Origin of the sequence: Leptospira wolbachii serovar Codice str. CDC (assembly GCF_000332515.2) — a bacterium.
GTDB lineage: Bacteria > Spirochaetota > Leptospiria > Leptospirales > Leptospiraceae > Leptospira_A > Leptospira_A wolbachii.
Window position 1 is genome coordinate 1 of sequence record NZ_AOGZ02000013.1, and the last position, 21,016, is coordinate 21,016.

20 protein-coding genes are annotated in these 21,016 nt (G+C 37.8%); 13 read left to right on the forward strand and 7 right to left on the reverse strand.

Going from position 1 to position 21,016, the window contains the following annotated elements:
- The 5 genes from LEP1GSC195_RS04065 to LEP1GSC195_RS04095 all read left to right on the forward strand — a co-directional run.
- The coding region (locus tag LEP1GSC195_RS04065; protein ID WP_232227682.1) for a HepT-like ribonuclease domain-containing protein at nt 1-378 on the forward strand (378 nt) is incomplete at its 5' end.
- Nucleotides 379-1,783: 1,405 nt separating this feature from the next.
- A complete protein-coding gene (locus LEP1GSC195_RS19355) occupies nt 1,784-2,659 on the forward strand; it encodes a dual specificity protein phosphatase family protein (protein WP_015680259.1) in 876 nt (291 codons plus the stop codon).
- A 153-nt stretch (nt 2,660-2,812) separates the two neighbouring features.
- A complete protein-coding gene (locus LEP1GSC195_RS04085; protein WP_015680250.1) occupies nt 2,813-3,490 on the forward strand; it encodes a hypothetical protein in 678 nt (225 codons plus the stop codon).
- Nucleotides 3,491-3,525: 35 nt separating this feature from the next.
- Nucleotides 3,526-4,086, forward strand: coding sequence for a DUF4256 domain-containing protein (locus LEP1GSC195_RS04090; protein WP_015680465.1), 561 nt, complete (start codon nt 3,526-3,528; stop codon nt 4,084-4,086).
- A 154-nt stretch (nt 4,087-4,240) separates the two neighbouring features.
- Nucleotides 4,241-4,894: an SOS response-associated peptidase family protein gene (locus LEP1GSC195_RS04095; RefSeq protein ID WP_015680422.1), complete on the forward strand. Its 654-nt coding sequence runs from the start codon at nt 4,241-4,243 to the stop codon at nt 4,892-4,894.
- Between the two features lie 30 nt (nt 4,895-4,924).
- Here the strand turns inward: LEP1GSC195_RS04095 and LEP1GSC195_RS04100 are convergent, their stop codons facing one another.
- The gene (locus LEP1GSC195_RS04100) at nt 4,925-5,524 is read right to left on the reverse strand and encodes a glutathione S-transferase family protein (RefSeq protein WP_040506347.1); all 600 of its coding nucleotides are present in this window, start codon (nt 5,522-5,524) and stop codon (nt 4,925-4,927) included.
- Between the two features lie 143 nt (nt 5,525-5,667).
- Complete coding sequence (locus tag LEP1GSC195_RS04105; protein WP_015680335.1) at nt 5,668-6,105, reverse strand: MarR family winged helix-turn-helix transcriptional regulator; 438 nt, start codon at nt 6,103-6,105, stop codon at nt 5,668-5,670.
- Between the two features lie 110 nt (nt 6,106-6,215).
- Between LEP1GSC195_RS04105 and LEP1GSC195_RS04110 the strand changes: the two genes are divergently transcribed.
- From LEP1GSC195_RS04110 to LEP1GSC195_RS04125, 4 genes are all read left to right on the forward strand, one after another.
- A complete protein-coding gene (locus LEP1GSC195_RS04110) occupies nt 6,216-6,602 on the forward strand; it encodes a hypothetical protein (RefSeq protein WP_015680271.1) in 387 nt (128 codons plus the stop codon).
- Between the two features lie 170 nt (nt 6,603-6,772).
- Complete coding sequence (locus LEP1GSC195_RS04115) at nt 6,773-7,099, forward strand: DMT family transporter (protein WP_015680322.1); 327 nt, start codon at nt 6,773-6,775, stop codon at nt 7,097-7,099.
- 21 nt (nt 7,100-7,120) lie between these two features.
- Nucleotides 7,121-7,651, forward strand: coding sequence for a MepB family protein (locus LEP1GSC195_RS04120; protein ID WP_015680238.1), 531 nt, complete (start codon nt 7,121-7,123; stop codon nt 7,649-7,651).
- Nucleotides 7,652-7,726: 75 nt separating this feature from the next.
- A complete protein-coding gene (locus LEP1GSC195_RS04125; RefSeq protein ID WP_040506404.1) occupies nt 7,727-8,557 on the forward strand; it encodes an acyl-CoA thioesterase in 831 nt (276 codons plus the stop codon).
- Here LEP1GSC195_RS04125 and LEP1GSC195_RS04130 read toward each other — a convergent pair.
- A complete protein-coding gene (locus LEP1GSC195_RS04130) occupies nt 8,547-9,278 on the reverse strand; it encodes a pseudouridine synthase (protein ID WP_015680457.1) in 732 nt (243 codons plus the stop codon). The genes LEP1GSC195_RS04125 and LEP1GSC195_RS04130 overlap by 11 nt on opposite strands.
- Before the next feature lie 118 nt (nt 9,279-9,396).
- Between LEP1GSC195_RS04130 and LEP1GSC195_RS04135 the strand changes: the two genes are divergently transcribed.
- The 3 genes from LEP1GSC195_RS04135 (at nt 9,397) to LEP1GSC195_RS04145 (ending at nt 13,969) form a co-directional block, all read left to right on the forward strand.
- Complete coding sequence (locus LEP1GSC195_RS04135; RefSeq protein WP_015680242.1) at nt 9,397-11,199, forward strand: ABC transporter ATP-binding protein; 1,803 nt, start codon at nt 9,397-9,399, stop codon at nt 11,197-11,199.
- 60 nt (nt 11,200-11,259) lie between these two features.
- Nucleotides 11,260-12,384, forward strand: coding sequence for a methyl-accepting chemotaxis protein (locus LEP1GSC195_RS04140; RefSeq protein ID WP_015680426.1), 1,125 nt, complete (start codon nt 11,260-11,262; stop codon nt 12,382-12,384).
- Between the two features lie 64 nt (nt 12,385-12,448).
- Entirely contained in the window at nt 12,449-13,969 is a 1,521-nt protein-coding gene (locus tag LEP1GSC195_RS04145) for an SDR family oxidoreductase (RefSeq protein ID WP_015680320.1), read from the forward strand.
- On the opposite strand, the gene LEP1GSC195_RS04150 is transcribed toward LEP1GSC195_RS04145, so the two are convergent.
- On the reverse strand, nt 13,948-15,708 hold the full coding sequence (locus tag LEP1GSC195_RS04150; RefSeq protein WP_040506350.1) for an alkyl sulfatase dimerization domain-containing protein: 1,761 nt from the start codon (nt 15,706-15,708) through the stop codon (nt 13,948-13,950). The genes LEP1GSC195_RS04145 and LEP1GSC195_RS04150 overlap by 22 nt on opposite strands.
- A 328-nt stretch (nt 15,709-16,036) precedes the next feature.
- On the opposite strand from LEP1GSC195_RS04150, the gene LEP1GSC195_RS04155 reads away from it, so the two are divergent.
- Complete coding sequence (locus LEP1GSC195_RS04155; protein WP_015680249.1) at nt 16,037-17,149, forward strand: hypothetical protein; 1,113 nt, start codon at nt 16,037-16,039, stop codon at nt 17,147-17,149.
- A 32-nt stretch (nt 17,150-17,181) separates the two neighbouring features.
- Here LEP1GSC195_RS04155 and LEP1GSC195_RS04160 read toward each other — a convergent pair whose 3' ends face one another.
- From LEP1GSC195_RS04160 to LEP1GSC195_RS04170, 3 genes are all read right to left on the reverse strand, one after another.
- Nucleotides 17,182-18,141, reverse strand: a complete 960-nt coding sequence (locus tag LEP1GSC195_RS04160; RefSeq protein ID WP_232227684.1) for an MBL fold metallo-hydrolase — start codon at nt 18,139-18,141, stop codon at nt 17,182-17,184.
- An 83-nt stretch (nt 18,142-18,224) separates the two neighbouring features.
- Nucleotides 18,225-19,214 (reverse strand): SUMF1/EgtB/PvdO family nonheme iron enzyme, encoded by a 990-nt coding sequence (locus tag LEP1GSC195_RS04165; protein ID WP_015680486.1) that lies wholly within the window; start codon nt 19,212-19,214, stop codon nt 18,225-18,227.
- Nucleotide 19,215: 1 nt separating this feature from the next.
- Nucleotides 19,216-20,877 carry a sulfatase-like hydrolase/transferase gene (locus LEP1GSC195_RS04170; protein WP_040506352.1) on the reverse strand — a complete coding sequence of 554 codons (1,662 nt, stop codon included), beginning with the start codon at nt 20,875-20,877 and terminating at the stop codon, nt 19,216-19,218.
- Between the last annotated feature and the right edge of the window lie 139 nt (nt 20,878-21,016).

Below are 21,016 nucleotides of genomic sequence, written 5' to 3' on the forward strand. Positions count from 1 at the left end.
ACGCGTAATTTGTCTGAGGAAATAACTGAACGGTTTGAGTTTATTCTCGAATCTATTCTGCTGATCGAAAATCGATTCCTTAAAATCAAATTTCCGGATGATCTTATCAACTCTCAAGATGGAATTACAATCCTAGATTCAATCGCTATGCGATTACAAGCAATCGGAGACAATGTAAAGTCTGTAGTAAAATTAGACCGTCAATTTCTGAACAAATTCCCTGAAATCGAATGGGAAAAGATTATGAAAATGAGAGACGTTATTTCTCATCATTATGAAGGTCTCGACCACGAAATTGTTTTTAATATTTGTAAAAACAAAATACCGGAATTAAAGACTTCAATAGAATCCATCCTAAAACAACTCAACGGCGGTTAACAGCGGCTACTCACTGTGCTTCGGGACTTGCACCTCGCTTGGGCTGCGCCACATAGGCTTCTGGCACTCCCCTTTGCCTGCGCAAGTATCGTGGCCAGTCCCTAACGTCCCGTTCAGGGACTCAGGGCCAGCATACGTCGAGTAGCCTAGTTCGCTATATGAAATTGCAAAATGAATATGAACAAAACAATAATCTTTTTTTTTTGTTATCCTAAGCTTTTACTGCACACAAAATAGCTCTTTAAAAACTGATACATTAATTAGTCAGGCTGACGCAGATGCTGAATTCTCGCTCATTGTTTATGCGAAACAATTGGAATATTTCCCCACACACACATATTTTGATATGGCTGCTACTATTGATGGAGACTCCGGATGGTGTAATCGATCCATTCAGTATGACAAAAGCGATTTTAGATACTGCATGAGTAGAATTTCCGCAACATATTTCCCTCAAAAAAATCCTTTTGAAATATTTTTTGCAATAAAAGGTTTCGTAACTGATAATTGCAAACTCAGAAAAATTATACTATTTAAAGACTCTATGATTAAAGGCGAATTGAATACATGCAGTGTTCACAAATGGTAATCTTAAAAAATATTTTAAGTCACAAACTCCCAATACATATCATCATTCTTATTCGAATATAAAGTCAATATCAAACAATAGAACTATTTCAAGAAAATAAAATGACTAAACATAAATTTCTTTTATATATAATTTCCCTTTCTTTAATATTGAACTGCGATCGACAAATTGCAAATTTAACAGGAAAATGTGATAACGAGAAGAAAAAGTCAAACAAATGTTTACTCGCGACGACACTTGCCTGCGAAAACAGTTCCGATGCTGCTCGCTATAAAAAACAGGGCATTGGTATTTGCACAAATTCCGATGGATATCTTTTTATGATTACTGCATTTTGTGATACTCCTGTAGAATGCAAACCTACACCCAAAAGTAACAATTCAAAAAGAAAATAACTTTTAAGCCACAAAACAATCATAACTTGCGAATTCGTATAACAGCGCGGAACCACTTCGCTTCGGAACCTACACCCTCGCTTGGCCTGCGGCACATAGGCAAAGTTTGCTTATTCTCTCTCTACCTACAACATTCCTGATCTCATTCGTTCAGACAATAGGCCCCTGTTTGCACCGATGCATACAATCTCTTTAAGAACTCACTAAACTCTCTGTTTGGTGGCTCTCTCTTGGCATCAAGCTTTATGGTATCGGACTAGGCAAATCTTACCAAAATGGCTCTTGCGAAAGCATATATACAAACTAGTCATAAAAAGATTCCGCTTGCCAATGCATACGAGGTCTTCATAAATTGACCTTTAAATCAAGTCGCCGAAAAGTCCGTATAGAGTTTGGCGGTAGCTCCTGGGAGAGCCGAGATATGACAAAAACCGAAAGAATATATTGTGCTGGTCCGATGTTCAATCCATCCGAAATCAACGAATTAGCAACAATATCGAAGTATTTGGAATCCATAGGATATGCAACCTTCCTGCCTCCTCGGGATGGTTTGGAGATCGCCGAATTATTCAAGGAAATCCCAAAAGCTAGGGATATCGTACCGGAAGAAGAACAAGGCTGGGCCAAATACTATTTGAAATCAGCTATATTTGCTATCGATGTTTATAATATTCTGGAGCGATGCGACGGCGTAGTTTTGAATTTAAATGGCCGAGTGCCTGACGAGGGTGGAATCGTAGAGGCAACCCTTGCTTTTACGGCAGGAAAGCCGGTAGTATTCTATAAGACGGATTACCGGACCAAACTATTCGGCGAAGACAATTTGATGGTCACCGGCCTTGCGAGAAGTAATTCTTTAGAGAGTCCCGCGATTGTTGAGACTGCTATTCCCAATGAGGTAATTGAAGGTTTATACATTAGTGGTTTGCAAGCCTCCTTGAATAAAAATGAACTACGAAGGACCGGAATCACGCATATATTATCTTTGGGATCTTTTCTAGATGATCCGCATAAGGGAGAATTCAACCATAAATCCTTTCGAATCTTGGACAATAAATCGGAGTCATTATCCAGCATACTCCCCGAATGCTTAGAATTCATCCAAGAAGGGAGAAATAATGGAAAAGTTCTTGTCCATTGCCTTTCTGGTGTTTCCAGAAGTGCCGCAATCGTAACAGCATATCTTACAAAATCGAACGGAATGTCTGTTGATGAATCCATGCAATTTTTAAAAACGAAACGTAACGTTGTCAATATCAACGAAGGTTTCCAGGAACAATTACGTGCTTTAACATAATGTATATGCCACGGGTTATTTCTTGTTGTGGTCAAAGGCCTTGAGTGTTCTAATACATATTGCAAAAAAGCTTTATCCGTTAAATCTTGATTCAGAATTTGATCTTGGCAATTACCTTTCTAACTTGAAACAAATCAATGGTCAGTGGAGCCCATGAGACGACTTCTTGCATTTTTCATTCTGTCACTAGTGACGATTCTTTCCAAGATTCTTTACCGAGGCCACTTTCAATGGCTGGATCCGATCCCTGCTTATCCTTGGAAAAATATCCGGCTCATGGTGTTTTTGAATCATACGTCACTTTATGAGTTAATTTTTTCCAAGGTCCTTCCTTTCAGATATCTCTGGCATTTGGCAGGACATTTCAATATCCCTGGTGCTGACATCACCCTTAAACGTCCGTTTGTTGGGACCTTCTGGAAACTCATGATTCCAAATCTCGCTTCGATTTCTCGAAAAAAGGATGATACATGGAATCATTATCTTCGAAGTCTCCGGCCAACGGATGTGGTGATGATTGCACCCGAAGGAAGAATGAAGCGACCAAATGGACTTGATAAATATGGAAAACCGATGACAGTAAGGGCGGGTATAGCAGACATCATTGAAGTAATCGATGATGGAGTAATGCTCCTTTGCCTTTCTGGTGGACTGCATCATGTTCAGGCTCCAGGACAACTCTTCCCAAGGTTATTCAAAAAAATCCAGATGAACTTTTCATATATAGATATCAGATCCTATAAAGCACAGTTCCCGGAACAACTGCGAGACCGAAAATTTGCCATCGTGAAGGACTTGCAACGACGTTTGGAGACAGACTGCCCATCATAATGCTGACTAATCGATAATTGTGGAGAAAAAAGAATATGAGTAATAAAAAATTATCAGTAAAACAGTCGGAAAATCTAATCAAAGAATTAAAAGTTCGTTTCGAGAAAAACTTAGTCCGTCATAAAGATATAGAATGGACAAAAATACAAAAAAAACTAGAGTCAAATTTAGAAAAACTTTGGTCTCTAAATGAAATGGAAAGAACTGGCGGCGAACCCGACGTCGTTGGATATGATATAAAAACTGGTGAATACATTTTTTTTGACTGTTCTATGGAAACTCCGAAAGATCGACGAAGTCTCTGTTATGATCATAAAGCGTTGGACGCACGAAAAGAAAACAAACCAAAAAATTCCGCTATAGGCATGGCTTCAGAAATGAATATTGACCTGCTAACAGAAGAGCAATATAGAGAATTACAACGTTTAGGTAATTTTGATACCAAAACCTCCAGTTGGATATTAACACCCGCTAGTATCAGAGATTTAGGCGGGGCATTATTTGCAGATTTCCGCTACAATACAGTCTTTATATATCATAATGGTGCAGAGTCTTACTATGCAGTTCGAGGATTTCGAGGATCCCTCCGAGTATAATTAACGCATAAAAAGAGTATACCGGCCTTACTTCTACAAAAAACAAACCTGAGAAATCTTGTTTATTAAAAAGGCAATTTGTATCGCTAAATTAAATGGAATACTGTTCAACCAGACATAGGGTTGTTTTTATTTAACAGAATTCAGGACTTGTATGTCAAATCTATTCACAAACAGATTGGTCGCAGAAAAAGAATACAAAAATCGATGGGAAACTTTTTCCTTCTCTGACAACAGTTACGAAATAAAATATCAGGAACATAATAACAAGGGTTTAGCGGTCAAACCCAATGATCTTTGTTGGTTTATTAGAAACGTTGCTAACAAAATTTCGCTAACTTCTGGAACATGGGGAACCCAACAATCATTTGCAAATCGACTCATCACAACTACTCAATCAGAACACATTTTTTCTTCTTCTTTCTGGAAAAAATATTCAACCAACCGATGCCTAATTCCCGTTACATCATATTTTGAATGGCAAATGCAACGAAACGGAGAAAAACATAAATTCAAAATCGAATTTATAGATAAGGATTCTTTTTTTGGTGGAATTTGGGGTACAAACTCGAATGGTTCCACATGGGTAACCATCGTCACACAGGTTGCTAATGAAAAAACTGCAGAAATCCATAACTCTGGAGATAATAAACATAGACAACCAATTGTGATTCGAAGAGAAAACCAAGATGCCTGGCTTGATCCAAAAATTAATTCGGAACCACAAGTTAAAAAACTACTTACCCAATTTCAACCAGATGAAATTATTACTGAAGACCTTGATTATGAACAAACATTGTTTGACTAATCCTTCTACTATCTAATTATAAATGACCTGCTATTGAACACCTGGCATTGAGATATATCCTGGTAAACTTTCAATGCGGCGGAGCCATTTCCGAATATTAGAATATATCGATAGATCTATTTTACCTTGATTTCCAAGTGCAATGTACGGATACATCGCAATATCGGCTATAGTAATCGAATCTGTAGCTAGCCAATTATGACCCGCAAGTCTTTTTTCCAATATTGAAAGAAGGTTTTCTGTGACCGAAGTCGTTTCTTCTAAATTGATAGGTCTTCCGAGTAAATAATGTGCACGTAATGCACCGGGTCCGCGTGAAACTTCATTTGCCGCTGTAGAAAGCCATGCCACGATTTCACCAGCCTCTTTTGGCTCATTTGGAAACCAATGTGCCTCTCCATAAGCACGAGCTAGGTAAACCAAAATTCCTTGGCTATCTCTAAGGATTACATCTCCATCTTTAAGAACAGGCACCTGTCCAAACGGATTTTTCAATAAGAATGTTTCAGATTTATGTTCACGTTCGGGTCCGTTCACAAGACGACTTTCGTAATTTAGATTCAAAAGAGATAACATCAATCTAACTTTGTAGCAATTTCCCGACAAAGCAAATTCAAATAATTCGACCATAATCAATCTAATAACAAAAAAGCGATACTAGTGGCAATTATTTTTCAAAGAATAATAATTCGAATGAACCAGTGCTTCTTGAAAAAAAAGCAACTACAGCAATCTAAAAAATGAAGCTAACAAAGCTAATATATTGAAGGTGATTACTTCTTAATCTCATCACCAAGAATTTTTCGAAATTGTTTTAATAGAAGCAAAAACATCTTTCTGTTTTTCTCAGACATCGAATTTAATATGGGCTCAAAGTGGCCCAAAATTCTTTTTGGTAAAATTTTCTCTAACGATTTTCCCTCGGGAGAGAGGCTGATGATTGTAGATCTTTTGTCTAGTTTTGAAACTGTCACTTGGATTAAACCTGAAGTTTCCATTCGACTAATCATTTTAGAAGCAGAAGGTGCGTCTTGTAATGTCAATTCAATGATTTGTTTTTGAGTCAATTCGCCCTTATGCCATAACATCGCCATCACCTGCCACTGCTCTGGTGTTAGTTGAAATTCCCGAAGACAACGAATCAACTCTCTTCGAAACAAGAGAGCAACACGATTCAAATTAAATCCAATTTGATCATCTAATAAAAACATATAATTTATCTCATTTTACTTTGCGCCCATTTAGTTGTCCAGACAAATAAATATTGACTGAATTTCCCACCAACACATTACTTGTCCAGACAACTATTTTGGAGAAATTTATGAAACAAATTGATTTGGTTTTTCGCCTGCTACTGGGAGCTGTTTTTGTCCTTTTCGGGAGCAGTAAATTTCATGCTTTTATGCCCACTCCTCCCATGACTCCAAAAGCAGCAAACTTCATCGCTGCCATTATTAGCACAGGTTATTTATGGCAGACTGTTGGTATATTAGAGGTTTTAGGAGGCGTTCTCATTTTCTTTCGAAAGACGACACTGACTGGATTATTGATTTTAGCTCCAATCATAGTAAATATTATTTTATATTTGGGATTTTTGCAATCTAGTATTGGTCCGGCGCCATTTCTGATGATTTTCTTTCTGCTCTTAAGCTGCAGTATTTTAGCTTGGAAACGAAAGGGACAATGGAAGAATCTATTTCCTAAGTAATAGAGATTAGAAATCCAAGTTGGATTGGCATGGATTCTGTTTTTTAATTGGATAAAAATATGCGGTTTGTGTTCAACAGACAAACCGCGAAGTTGCCTATCAGTTGATTTTGTTTATTCTGAGGTTTACAGAGCAGGATAAACCTGGAAATCTATCCTTGGGAAGTGAGTATGAATTGGATTTTACTATTTATTGCCGGTCTGTTTGAAGTTATGTTTGCAACCTGTTTGGGAAAGGCAAAAGAAACTACTGGAAGTGAAGCCTATTTATGGTATTTTGGTTTTTTTATCTCACTATTAATCAGCATGTTGTTACTCATTAAAGTGACTCAGTCTTTGCCAATTGGTACAAGTTATGCGATTTGGACAGGAATCGGTGCAGTAGGAACCGTTCTCATCGGAATTTTTTTATTTAAAGAACCTGTAGATTTCTTGCGATTATTTTTTCTTGCCACACTGATCCTATCCATTGTTGGTTTAAAGTTTGTGTCACACTAATAACAAGGTTATCTGAATATTATGCCCCGCAATACAACCAACATGAAACCACTACCTCCCTTCCTGATGAATATAAAAGAGAGTTTATTCGATTTACTTGGTTTAGTAATCACAAATATACAACTTGAACCAGAAAGTGCTGAATATGACGCATGTTACTTTCAAACCCAAAAGCAAAATATAAGATTCCGAAAAGCAAAAATCACACCAACAAAAGTGGGACAATTTGTAACCTTATGGAAACGTAGTAAAGCCGGTCCCATTGAACCATTCAATATCAAGGATGATATCGACATTTATATTATTGCCACCAATAACAAAAATCGTATGGGAAATTTTCTATTCACTAAACAGATATTAAATGAAAAAGGAATCCTTTCAGGAAAACAGGAAGGCAAACGAGGATTTCGTGTTTATCCTTCCTGGGACAAACCAAACAACAAACAAGGACTAACAACTCAAAACTGGCAGTTACCCTATTTTGTAGAATACAAAGAAAACAAATATGATTTGGAGGTTCCCAGTAAACTTTTGGATGTGAGTCTTAAATAATAAATACAGGATTTGTCATCCAAATCTCAACTGAATTCTACTTTACCATTTGTTCGGAATGAAAAGAAAGGTGGAATGAGTCAAATTTTTCGTAAAACCTTAACCACACACCACTTTGATTTGGACTGGAATCGTCATGTCACAAGTAGAACGTATGAACGGTTTGGTTACGATGCAAGATGTGAAGTCCTAAAAGATTTTGGCTATCCCATAGAACAAATGTTAAGCACAAATATTAGCTATGTTCCTGGATCTACCTATGTCCGATTTTTAAGCCAACAATTTGTGAGCTCCACTATGACGGTGGAATCGCAAGTATTTCGAATGGACAATGGTAGCCTCTTTTGGAAACAAACCATTTGGGGTAACGATGGAAAAAAGGCCTGCGAATTAGAAACAACATCACGATTGGTTCAGGATGAAAAAAATATAATTATCTCATCTATTCCAGAAATCAATATTATACCTTATGAATTTACCATCCACCCAAAACCTACACTGCAAAATACTGTAGAACATGATTACTACATTCCCTTCAGCGATATGAATTGTTTTTGGAATTTGCCTTCGGATGCAATATGGAAAGTGTTTGAAGAAGGTCGTTTTTTATTTTTTAAGGAAATTGTAGACCTAAATTTAATCAAAGAAACAGACTCCACTACCTTTTTTATGGGTGGTGAAATCATAATCCATAAACAACCAGATCCCGGCTCCCATGTAAAATTATTAAGTTGGATCGAAAGTTTTGAAAAAATTCGATTTTATTTTAGACAAGACATTGTCGATCTCAATGGGAATTTGCTAGTAAGCATGAAAGACGAACAATTGTTTGTTTCTCTTTCTACCTCGAGACCAAGAAGAGCACCGGCAGCTTTCTTTGACAAAATAGAAAGGTTTATTGAATGATGGGAGATTTTTGTTTGAGGAGAATTTCCTCATCAGCTGTCAACTCCCTATAAGTTCCCAGGGCAAGCGTGGGGTCTAATTCTAAATTTCCCATCTTCATTCGTTTTAGGTAAGTCACTTCCTTACCTAAACTTTGGAACATTCTACGGATTTGCCTGTATTTACCTTCTTTTAACCATACTGTTACAATGTTTGGTTGGTTAAGATCTGGGATAGCCAATCTTGCAGGAAGGGTTTTATAGCCATCATCCAATACAATTCCGGTTTCAAAAGCAAGTATGTCCTCGTTTGTCACTGGGGCAGAAATTTCAGCATAGTATTCTTTTTCGACAAAGTGTTTAGGGGATGTATAATAATGGGCAAGTGGACCATCGGTTGTAAACAATAACAACCCTTCTGTTTCTTTATCCAACCGACCCACGGGAAACAAATTCATATTCTCGTGCCTTTCACTTAAGTAGTCCATTACTGTTTTTTCACGACTGTCTTCTGTAGCCGTGATACAATCAGGAGCTTTGTTCATCATAAAATAATAGAATTCTTTTCGAACTAGAGTTTCTTCATAGTAAGTCACTTCATCAGTGAGAGAGACCTTAAAACTAGGATCCTTCACCACCACACCATTCACTTTAACTAGTCCCTGGTGGATTTCTTTTTTGACATCCGAACGCGAACCCAGTCCAAAATTTCCGAGCACTTTATCTAAACGATCTTTTGTCATATTGTGTTATCATCTTCACAATCCTAAACGGATATGGCAATCAGGAATTATACGGAATCGTAATGAATCAAATTAAAAAAAGGTTTCGAAAACTTACGCCAAAAACAATCTAACTAGTATGTTTGATACCTTTTTAAGGATTTTTAAAACTTCACGAATCGCCTTTGATTTGGCTTACAAAAGCTCCCCAAGTTTAACTGCACTCATCTCCATCCTGACCATTGCAAATGGTTTGTTTCCTACTGCACTTGTTTGGATTGGAAAATTAATCATTGATGCGATCCTCCAAGGCCAAACAACATCCGACAAGTGGATGGATTTATTACAAACAGATGCAGTTTCGTTAGTGTATGTCGAAGCTGCTTTAACTATCCTCTATTTTGGATCACAAAAGTTATACAACATTGCTTATACATTACTTAGGATTCGATTAGGTCAGGAGGTAAACGAAAGGATTTTATCCAAAGCCATTCGTTTGGAACTCACTCAATTTGAAGATTCTGAAACCTACGATAAAATGACACAAGCTAGGACAGAGGCTTCTTCCAAACCTCTCTCAATGGTCACAAGGTTTTTTACTATTGCTCAATCATCGATTACTATCATCAGTTTTTTTGGACTTCTAATCAAACTCTCTCCACTGGCATCTTTTATTTTAGTCATCGCAGCCATTCCTTCTTTCATTGCTGAAACAAAGTTTTCTAATCATAGCTTTCGATTGTTTCGATGGAAGGCAAAAGAAACCAGAGAACAAGTATATCTTGAAACGCTTATGGCAAGAGAAGATAACGCCAAGGAAATTCTACTCTTTAACTTAGGAAAAGAATTTTTAAATAGATACAAAAACAACTTCCAAAGGATTTATGTCGAAGACAAAAAGCTAACAATCTATAAAGGGATTTTCAGTTTTCTCCTTGGATTACTCAGTCAATTTGCTTTTTATGGCTCTTACATTTGGATTGTATGTTTGGCATTGTTACATAAAATTTCATTAGGGGAAATGACAATGTATCTTGTCATCTTTAGACAAGGACAAAACACTTTCTCCAACGCACTTTCTGCGTTCGGTGGTATTTACGAAGATCATTTGTACATTGAAAATCTTATGGAATTTTTGGATCTAGCGATTCTAAAACAATATGGCAATGCAAAAGGTAACCACCAAAGGTTAGGTATTGTTTTTGATTCTGTTTCTTTTCAATATCCAGGTGCAAAAGAACCTTCGCTTTCCAATGTTAGTTTTGAATTAAAGCCAGAAGAAAAACTCGCTATCGTTGGAGAAAACGGATCAGGAAAAACAACTCTTATCAAACTCTTAACACGTTTGTATTCACCCACATCTGGTAAAATTTATTTAGATGGAATCAATTTGGAAGATTGGGATGAAGAAACTTTACGCCGAAGGTTTGGAGTTATCTTCCAAAATTTTGTCCAATACCAATTCAAAGTAGGAGAAAATATTGGAATGGGGGATGTTCAAAAAATCCAATCGGAAGATGAGTGGATCCCTGCCGCTAAACTAGGAATGGCTCATGATTTTGTAACACGTTTAGAACAAGGTTATTCTACAAGGCTTGGAAAGTGGTTTCAAGATGGTAGGGAATTGTCTGGTGGCCAATGGCAAAAGGTTGCGCTTGCACGTGCCTTTATGCGCACGAGTGCTGATATCCTTATCTTAGATGAGCCGACCTCTGCCATTGATGCAGAAGCAGAAATGAAAGTATTTGAACATTTTAGAGAACATACACAAGGGAAAACTGTGATTCTAATTTCACATAGGTTCTCCACAGTAAGAATGGCAGATCAAATATTAGTTCTTGAACAAGGCAAAAAAACAGAATGGGGAAGCCATGAAGAACTCCTCTTAAATAAAGGGAAATACGAAAAACTATTTCGATTACAACAAGCAGGATATCAATAGCGTAAGATAGAGATCCGATACTATAAATGTAGAGTTGAAACGAATCATATAGGATAAGACATGGAAGACAACTATTCTAATTTAGGAATGCGAAAGCTGAAAGATCTTATCGACTCGTTTGGAGAAAGATCCAAAGAAATTGGTTCGGTTGCCGCTTCCATCCAACAAGTGGCCAAACAGACGAACTTACTAGCATTAAATGCTTCGATTGAAGCAGCACGAGCCGGAGAACACGGACGCGGGTTTGAGGTTGTAGCAAATGAAGTGACAAAATTATCATTCCAAACATCCGAAGCTACAAAAAAAATATCTGAAATTTTATCTCGCATCAATTTAGAAAATTCTTCTGCGAACACGGAAGTCATGGAAATGGAAAAACAATCCATTTTAGACTATGCAGAACTTTGGGCAAGTAACATCGCCAAAGAACTCGAATCCAAATTTTATATCATGGCAACTTCCTTATATGGTTTGAAATTTTTAATCCAAAGTTTGGTCCATGCAAATATAGGAATGAAACGAGAACATTTACTTCTCATCCTACAAGAATACTTAATTCAAAATGAACAACAACTCGCTTATGCTGTCTGCTGTGAATCAAATGCTATCGATCTTATGGATTCAGAGTATAAATCCAAAGAAGGGCATGATTCCAACGGACGATTTGTTCCTTACTGTCACAGGCATTCTGGAAGAATTTCCATCGAACCATTATTAGGCTATGACACGGTAGGAGAAAATGAATGGTATACTCTTCCTCGCGATTTAGGTGAAGATATTATGATGGAACCTTATGATTATCCAATCGAAGGAAAAACAGTCAAAATGACGAGCCTCATGACCAACTTATTTTTACATTCAAAATTTGCCGGTATCCTTGGTGCAGACTTTTCATTAGAACAATTACAAGCGGAACTTTCACCTAAAAAAATATTTGGGATTGGTAAAACTTCTCTACTAACATACAATGGGAATTTTGCTTCTCACCCTGACATTGAATCATTAGGTGCTAGTGCCGAGATACTCACAGAGGAAGCCAAGAGAGCCATCCAAAGAGGAGAAAGTTTTACCTTTATCGATAAATCAAATACGGCAAGAATTCTAAAACCTGTGCGAATCGGACAAAGCGTAAGACCTTGGAGTATCCTTGTCGAATTCAATTTGCTTTCTGCCCTTAAAAAATAATCCGACTATTTACAATCGCTGATTAGATACTTGCTTACCCTTCCTTAAAAAAAACTCTGGTTCTATGGACATTGATTCATTGTTACAGGATTTAAAAGCTCTTTTGGATTCCCCCAAGGAACTTGTAACAATCTCCGAAGAAAAACGTCTTGAACTCATGATCCTTTGTGGGAAAATCTCTCGCCCCGACCGCAATGAGGTTCGTAAAAGGAACCGCACTGTCCGTGTTGAAAAAAAACAAACACTCAAAATACAAGAAAAACAGAAAACTGCTCTAACTGGTATCAGGCGAGCCAGAGAAACTGCTGTTTTTAAAGCGCCGTTACAAATTTCAAATTCAGCTGGATGGTCCTGGGACAAAGCGGAAGAACTTTCCAACCCTAAACCATGTTATATCTGTAAGACTCCGTTCACTAAGTTACATTTTTTTTATGACTCCATGTGCCCTAATTGTGCAGAACTCAATTACTCGAAAAGGTTCCAATCAACAGACCTACGCGGAACCGTAGCGGTTATCACTGGCTCTCGTCTAAAAATTGGATACCAGGCAACCTTACTTTTGTTACGTGCTGGTGCTCGAGTAATCGCTACCACAAGGTTTCCCAATGATTCCGCAATTCGTTTTGCTAAAGAAACTGATTTTCACTTATGGAAAGACCGTTTGCAGATCTTTGGATTGGATCTAAGACATACCCCCAGTGTGGAAATTTTCTGTAAGTTTTTAGAAAACCATTTAGAGAGATTAGACATTCTCATCAACAATGCGGCGCAAACAGTCAGGCGCCCTCCGGGTTTTTATAGCCACTTACTAGATACAGAAAAACTCACAATTCAAGAATTACCGCCAGAGGCACAAAAGTTACTTACTTTTTACCAACACTGCAAACAAGAGTTAGATTCTTATCGTTCAGATTCAGAGATGAAAGACACAGCAACAGCACTTGCAGTCAGTTGGAATCATAAAACACCTGGAGTTGGGATTCGGTCTTCGGCTGCTCTCTCTCAAATCCCCTATTCTCACGATAATTCCCATGAATTGGAAGCCGTATTTCCCGAAGGCCAACTAGATGCAGATTTGCAACAAGTTGACCTTCGTAAAACAAATAGTTGGCGACTAAGACTGGGAGAGATTAATACATCTGAAATGTTGGAAGTACAATTGGTAAATGCTGTAGCACCGTTTGTACTCTGTAACCGTCTTGTTAGTCTGATGCGAAAAGACAATACAGGAAAAAAACATATTATCAATGTTTCTGCCATGGAAGGAAAATTTCATAGGTTCAAAAAAGAAGACCGCCACCCCCATACAAATATGGCAAAAGCAGCACTCAATATGATGACCCATACTTCAGCAGAAGACTTTGCAAAAGATGGAATCTTTATGAATGCCGTAGATACCGGTTGGGTGACAGATGAAGATCCAGTGGAACTTGCCAAAAGAAAACAAGACCTACATGATTTCCAACCTCCACTCGATATTGTCGATGGCGCTGCCCGAGTCGTTGACCCCCTGTTTGACGGTGTCAATACAGGGAAACACTGGATTGGAAAATTTTTAAAAGACTACTTCCCTATTGATTGGTAAGCCGGAATCTGCGATGAGAGAATTTGTTCTTTGGGAGAAAACTTCTTCAAGAATTGAACAAAGGAGATCAGATTCCCTTTTTTGAATTTAAACTTAAGCACCGTTGTGGCTGGAGTTTTCAATCGAACCAGCATCTCTTTCCAATCTTGTGAATTTAGTTCCACAACCAAATGAGCATCCGTAAGTAAACCAGGAATGACTTCCGCCACGCCTTTTCGCAAATGGATGGTATAAGATTCTTTCGTATCAGAAAAAACAAATCCCACTTTTTCATCGGAATCGATACTTAAAGTCGGATCCAAATTGGTAACAAAGCTACTAAAGATAACTTTGACTGGATAACGTCGAAGTAATGCGGGACTTGGTCTTACTTTAATTTTAGCAACAAACTGCTTCCTTAATTCTAAAGCTTCCGTAAGATAATAGTGTTTGGCATTGGCATTTGATTCTGATTGGCCCAGTTTTTCTAAGGCCTCAATACGCAAGGAAACTACTTCAGTGAGTTTGGGATCATTCCGAAGGAGGTATCCAGACAAACTCAATACAGCTTGGTATTCTTTGGACTGTAACTTACTTTTTGTATATTTCAGTAGATTCTCTTTTCCTCCTGCCAGATCCACAATCAAATCAGCATAAGCCTTCCGATCCAGTGGTTGTAACTCCGCCGAGTCACCACTAAACCAACCCAAATTACCAGTAAATGCCGAACGAACCGACCAAGACACCTTTCCATACACTTCTTGCAAATAAGGAGATTTTTTCAAATGATCTGGAAGTTTTACAAACTCCACCAAATCATCCGGATGAAATCCAGCATTGATCCCACGAAGGGACTGGTCATGTACGAATTGTACGGCATCTCTATAATCAGTCACAACTTCCGATATGTATGTTTTGCCTGAGACTGGTTTTCCATGACTGGGGATGAGATACTCTGGTTTTAAGTTTCGAATGATATCCAAGGACTCGTACCAATGTTTCAAACTACGAAACCATATACCTCGAATTGTATATAAATTAGGAAATGCTTTATAAAAATTATCTCCAACAAATAAAACATTTTTTTCTGGATGATAAATATAAATTTGATCATCCGTTTCTCCAGGGGCATGGATTAATTTCAATTTTATACCTGCGACCTTAATTTCCAGGGTATCTCTAAATGTTTTTGTAGGCGGAACAAAATCTAATTTAGTATCTGCATTATAACCCTGGTAAGGTCCAATCCCGACATTAACTAAATCACTTTTCTCTAAATAATTTCCAAACATACGAGCACTTCTGGTTCCAATGATCGGAGTGGTTTCACTTGCCAATTTTTGTACTGTTGGAAGTAAACTCTCATGCGCATAAACCTCAGGAGACTGACCATCAGCAAATGTTTGCGAACCAAAAATATGATCCGGGTGACTATGGGTATAAATGATTGCTTTGATGGGTAAAGACGAAATCTTTCTAAAATCTTCTAACACTTGTTTAGATGCTTGTAATTCATCTAATGTATCAATGATAATCAGACCATCTTTTCCGACAAGTAACATCGAATTTGCGATTCCATATCCCACTGCAGAATAAACCCCAGGAACCACTTCGTAAATTTTTTTCTCAAATTCTGCATTAAAATTCTCTAGATGTACATCATGAGAATTCTTAGATACTTCTTTTGGTTTTGTTATCTGACAATGGAAGATTTGGAATAAAAAAATACTTAAGGTTAGGAAGTTAAGAGTCAATTTCATAGATGATTCTAAGAAACTAATAAAATGAGATAGATTGAAACTTAGTTTTGGAATGACTAGAAGGGAACTTTCCAATTCAACCTATTGCATTGTACGATTTGCGTAATTCAATAGATTCCTCTAAAGAAACAAATCCTTACGAACATCTAACAATGAAAAGTTGATAAATCTCACAAGTTAAGAGTTATGATTAAAAAAACATGCCATCTTAAAGCAGGAACTAGGCACAAATCACAATATATTGGAAATATATCTGCAATAACAGATTTCAATCTATTCTTTGCGTCTCTTCAGAGAACAGTGTCCAAAACACCTAGAGAGAGACCCAATGAAACAAGTTCTATGGAGCCTAGTCCTATTTCTATTCGCTATTCATTCCCTATTGGCGCAAACTACGATAAAAGAAACGGTAACCCCATCCAAAACCGGCGAACCAAAGGAAATGCCAACTGCCCAGGGAGAAGAGAAATCCGACAAAGAAAGGTGGAGGTTCCTATTCTATGCGGGTGCGGGCAAGGCAGAAATCCAAACCAATCCCAATATTCCTTTTGCCTATAGAGATCCGAATACTGGGCTCACCACCAATCCAGGAATTGCCAAACGAACGGGACTTACCAATGCTGGGACCACCAATTTTCCATCCGAAGGCTCAGGAACGAATCAAGGAACTGTATTTACCTTAGCGAACGACAAATGGTTGTTTGCTTATGGGTATACTTCAATCGATTTAAAAATGTCACCGTCAAATCAGGGAACCGTTCCTTTACGTTCCTTTGATTCATCTTCGGAACATGTTGTTCGCAACCTCAGAGTGGATTACACACAAAAAATCACAGATGTTTTCTCTACCGTATTCTCTGTTCGCCAATTCCTTCGAACAGGAAACTATCAGTGGGACAATGTATTAGAAACAACAAACGTAACAAACCATTATCTTGCCTTTCCCAAAATCCAAGTGAATGATAATATGCGAATTAATATCTTTGCTCTAGGTTTCAAATTCAATTATTTTAAAAACTGGGAAATTGAACCTTACTTTCAGTACCGTGATGCAAGATTTTATGCCAATGTGTTTTCTACAGTAGGGATCGCGCAAAGAGCTGACAATCTACTTTTACCATCAGACCCCAGTTCCATTGGAAATGCATGGTTGTATCAAGGTTTAGGGAGTGCGTATGCATTACCACTTTACAATTCCATACAAAAGGAATTTGGAAACGTAGGCCTTAGATTACAATACAATCCTTACAAATTTTTATTTCTCAGAACAGACGTTAGACGAAATCCAGTGCTTGCTGCATGGGAAGTTCGAGGATCGGTCACCATATTTTTTAATAAATATTTTGGTATTACAGCTGGTGGAGTGTATGCAGAAGCGGAAATCAACCCTTTGAGTTTACGTGGCTGGGAAATAGGTCCTACATTTACTTACCTTTTTTAAGTAAATCTAGAACCAAAAACAAACTTAATTTTTTACGGTAAAGGAATTTCGATTCTTTTGCCGTCTTCAGCAATAATCAAATCTCCATGGAATTCTTTTCTTACAGGATCTTTGTAAATCGATTTTGTTTGAATAAAACCTTTCACAAACGGAATCATATGAGTCAAAACTAAAGTTTTGACTTTTGCGTCTTCGGCTAACTTTGCTAATTCGGAAACATCAATATGATACAACTGAATATCTTTCATTATTTTAGTAAATTTTGGGTTACCAATAGATTCATAAGATTTTTCAATTTTTGCGATCATGGATTTATTCATCACTTCAGAGATTAAAAAATCTACACCGGAAGATTGTTTTTTAAGAACCTCCGAATCTGCCGTATCACCAGAGATCACGATTGATTTACCTTTATACTCAATTCGATAACCCACAGCCGGTTCGACAGGTACATGGTTCACAAAAAATGCATGAACCACAACCCCATCCTTTTCATAAACAATTTTGGAAGAACCATCAGATTTGGGATAAAATTCATTGGGCTTGGCACCACTCCACTCGGAAGGCATGGTCTGTTCTCCATGATGTTTAGTTCGGTAGTAGTATTCCAATTGATAACTCTTTAGAAATCCATTGACAAGGTCACTGATCCCTTTGGGTCCATATACTGGCAAAAACCTTTTTCTTCCGAGTAACCAACTGCGATCAATCACTTCTCCTAAATCGGCAAAATGATCTGAATGAAAATGGGTAATAAAAACTGCATTGATTTCTGTCACTGGTAGATGGAGTTTCTCCATCGCCATCGCAACACCATCCCCACAATCAAATACTAAGAACTGACCGTTCACAAAGACTGCAGTGGAATTCTGAATGCTTTCTGAAGGAAGCGGAGAACCAGTACCTGTAAGGACAATGGTGATTTTATCTTTGTCAAAAAGTTCTTTTGCCGCTTTGGCTTTTACATTTGTATTTTCGGTAACTCGATTCAAAACGAAGCGATCCCAAGAACAAGAAAGTGTCAGGAACAAAGTCAACAGAAGACTGGTCCTAATGAATTGAATCTGGTTTAATTTCATTTTTTTTCCTTAGTAAATTTTCTAATTTCATCGAAGTGCGTTCGTAATATGGTTCGAAAACCAATATGTCCTGTGGCTAGATGGTCTTCTTGTGGTTGTTTGGCAGCGGCACGGTAACGTTTGCAATAGTTTGGTGAACAAAGATAGGATCCACCTTTAATGGTATGGTATTTTGATTTGTCATTGGTTTCGACAAACTTCCAAGGATCTGCTGTATATTCCCAAACGTTTCCAATCATATCATAAAGACCGAACTTATTTTTCGCATAACAGCCAACAGGAGAAATACCCCAAAAACCGTCTTTTCCTTCATCTACAAAAGGGAATTCACCTTGCCATGTATTGGCTTCTATCGTGACCAAATCGTTGGGAGCTCCTCCTTCGACTCTACCACTCGCAGCCCACTCCCATTCAGTTTCGGTAGGTAACGAATGCCCTTTCCACTTGGCATACATTAAGGCATCTTCATAAGTCACTGCTACCACTGGATAAGAACCTTTACCTTCAATGTTGGACTGAGAACCTTCGGGATGACGCCAATTGGCGTAAGGAATATACCTCCACCATTCTAAGGGAGATTTATTTGTAGAATCGCCTGCAGGTTGTTGAAATACGATAGCCCCTGGTTCAAAGAATTCATTCTTTGTTTCCTTAGGGGAGCTGGGAGACCACTGCCTTTCCGCTTCTGTTTTATAGCCTGTCTCAAAAACAAACTTTGAAAATTCATCATTTGTAATTTCCGTTTCATCCATCCAAAAACCAGAGACAGATGTTTGATACACAGGAGATTCCTCTGGATAAATAGTATCACCTTTAAGGAATTTACCAGATGATATCCAAACCATTCCCGATAAACCGGTATTAGGATTTGATTTCGGATAAGTACAAAAAGTTTTTTTAGGTTCTAAATAACCGAGGACCAAAGAACATTGAATGAGCCCAAAACAAAGAGTTGAAATTGTCAGCTTTGGTACCAAAGAGAACAAACTAATTCACCCAATACGTATACTCGTCATCGGGTTCCTGTTTTTGATCTAAAGTTTTATCAATCGAAACCGGAAATTCGATAAACGAAGGCCAAAGAGGCTTTGGCATTTGACTATTATAATTTACTAATATTTTTTCCAACTTCGCAAGTGTATCAGGAAAAAGAGAAACCACGTTTTTCTTTTCCAAAGGATCTGTATCTAAATGAAATAACCATTTCTTTTTAGGTCGTTCTGTTTGGATCAATTTCCAACCCTCCGACTGAACAGTCTGGTAATAACCATCACTCCAAATGAGAGGTCTAGATTTTTGAATCTCCTTCCCTTTTAGAAAAGGCAAAAGATTAACCCCATCAATGGGTCTATCTTCGGGTAAACTGGCACCAGCTGCACTAGCAACTGTAGGGAGTATATCAATGTTAGTAATTGCATTTTGGTATTTGGTGCCAGGTTTGATATGACCGGGCCACTTTGCCAAATAAGGAACACGAATTCCCCCTTGAAAGAAAGTCAGTTTCCATCCTCTATATGGTGAGTTCACATCGGGAAGGCCAATGTAATTGGGAGCGCCGTTATCACTGGTAAAAATCACGATTGTATTTTCATCGAGCCCTTCTTTTTTTAAAGATGCCAAAACTTTTCCAACACTGCGATCGAGAGAACGAATCATACTCAAATATACACGTTTCCTGTGGTCTTTGATATGAGGTAAAGCATCGTAATCTTCCTTACTTGCTTGTAATGGAGTATGCACCGCCCAATGAGCCAAAAACAAAAAGAATGGCCTATGTTTATTGGTTTCAATTACCTTCACTGCTTCCTCTGTGAAATAATCAGTCAGATAACGACTTGGCTCAAACCACTTACCACCGTTATAACTCACGCCAAATCTCATATTGGGCCATAAAAATCGATCTATTGGATCAAAATCTTGTTTCGAATTATATACATTCGGATCATCAACAGGGAGATACAACCCACTCTCCATAAACAAGGTTTCATCAAATCCTTGTTTGTTGGGCCTCATTGCCTCCGTACTTCCTAAATGCCATTTCCCAATATGAACCGAATGGTATCCTCTGGACTTTAGGACTTCAGCAATCGTAATCTCCGATGTAGGCATTCCTAATTCATTAAAACTTTTAGTTTTTTCTGCCTTATCTTTATCGATGATCACTGGATACAATCGATTGGGATCAGAATACAAGTCAGCTCCCACTCGAGCGAGAGCCCCTGGAGTGGGAGTAAACTCTACTCCAAACCGAGAAGGATACCTACCAGTCATTAAAGCAGCACGAGAGACTGTACAAACTGCACTACCAGAATATCCAGAATCAAAACGTACCCCTTCTTTTGCTATGGAATCAATATTTGGAGTAGGAACACCTAAATCCGCATAACCACCACTATATGTGGTTACATCGTTAAAACCCAAATCATCTGCCATAATTACAATGATATTTGGAGGTCGATTTTTTAATTTCTCTTTAGGAAAGTCTAGTCCCACTTGCCAAGGTACTGGATGGTTCGGTTCTCTCGGATAACGAATGTCAGTAATCCAACCCAAAGAATAACGAAGCAGAATCAAACGGTTATAATAAAGGCATCCCAAAAGAAGGATAAGAACCAAAACAGAAGATAATAGAATTTTTAAAAGTTTCATCGCAGAACCAAAGTCTTTTGAATGAAAGGCTCTTTTTTTCGGCAGATACGCCAAGAGTTAAGTGTTCAGATAAGAGTTTAAAAGTGGAAAAAACATCGAATCCATCCAATCTAGTGACAAATCGAACAATGAATTCAAC

Excerpts from the sequence above, each read along its gene's own strand:
- LEP1GSC195_RS19355 (WP_015680259.1), top strand. The coding sequence starts at position 1,784 with ATGACAAAAACCGAAAGAATATATTGTGCTGGTCCGATGTTCAATCCA.
- LEP1GSC195_RS04085 (WP_015680250.1), top strand. The coding sequence starts at position 2,813 with ATGAGACGACTTCTTGCATTTTTCATTCTGTCACTAGTGACGATTCTT.
- LEP1GSC195_RS04090 (WP_015680465.1), top strand. The coding sequence starts at position 3,526 with ATGAGTAATAAAAAATTATCAGTAAAACAGTCGGAAAATCTAATCAAA.
- LEP1GSC195_RS04095 (WP_015680422.1), top strand. The coding sequence starts at position 4,241 with ATGTCAAATCTATTCACAAACAGATTGGTCGCAGAAAAAGAATACAAA.
- LEP1GSC195_RS04100 (WP_040506347.1), bottom strand. The coding sequence starts at position 5,524 with ATGGTCGAATTATTTGAATTTGCTTTGTCGGGAAATTGCTACAAAGTT.
- LEP1GSC195_RS04105 (WP_015680335.1), bottom strand. The coding sequence starts at position 6,105 with ATGTTTTTATTAGATGATCAAATTGGATTTAATTTGAATCGTGTTGCT.
- LEP1GSC195_RS04110 (WP_015680271.1), top strand. The coding sequence starts at position 6,216 with ATGAAACAAATTGATTTGGTTTTTCGCCTGCTACTGGGAGCTGTTTTT.
- LEP1GSC195_RS04115 (WP_015680322.1), top strand. The coding sequence starts at position 6,773 with ATGAATTGGATTTTACTATTTATTGCCGGTCTGTTTGAAGTTATGTTT.
- LEP1GSC195_RS04120 (WP_015680238.1), top strand. The coding sequence starts at position 7,121 with ATGCCCCGCAATACAACCAACATGAAACCACTACCTCCCTTCCTGATG.
- LEP1GSC195_RS04125 (WP_040506404.1), top strand. The coding sequence starts at position 7,727 with ATGAGTCAAATTTTTCGTAAAACCTTAACCACACACCACTTTGATTTG.
- LEP1GSC195_RS04130 (WP_015680457.1), bottom strand. The coding sequence starts at position 9,278 with ATGACAAAAGATCGTTTAGATAAAGTGCTCGGAAATTTTGGACTGGGT.
- LEP1GSC195_RS04135 (WP_015680242.1), top strand. The coding sequence starts at position 9,397 with ATGTTTGATACCTTTTTAAGGATTTTTAAAACTTCACGAATCGCCTTT.
- LEP1GSC195_RS04140 (WP_015680426.1), top strand. The coding sequence starts at position 11,260 with ATGGAAGACAACTATTCTAATTTAGGAATGCGAAAGCTGAAAGATCTT.
- LEP1GSC195_RS04145 (WP_015680320.1), top strand. The coding sequence starts at position 12,449 with ATGGACATTGATTCATTGTTACAGGATTTAAAAGCTCTTTTGGATTCC.
- LEP1GSC195_RS04150 (WP_040506350.1), bottom strand. The coding sequence starts at position 15,708 with ATGAAATTGACTCTTAACTTCCTAACCTTAAGTATTTTTTTATTCCAA.
- LEP1GSC195_RS04155 (WP_015680249.1), top strand. The coding sequence starts at position 16,037 with ATGAAACAAGTTCTATGGAGCCTAGTCCTATTTCTATTCGCTATTCAT.
- LEP1GSC195_RS04170 (WP_040506352.1), bottom strand. The coding sequence starts at position 20,877 with ATGAAACTTTTAAAAATTCTATTATCTTCTGTTTTGGTTCTTATCCTT.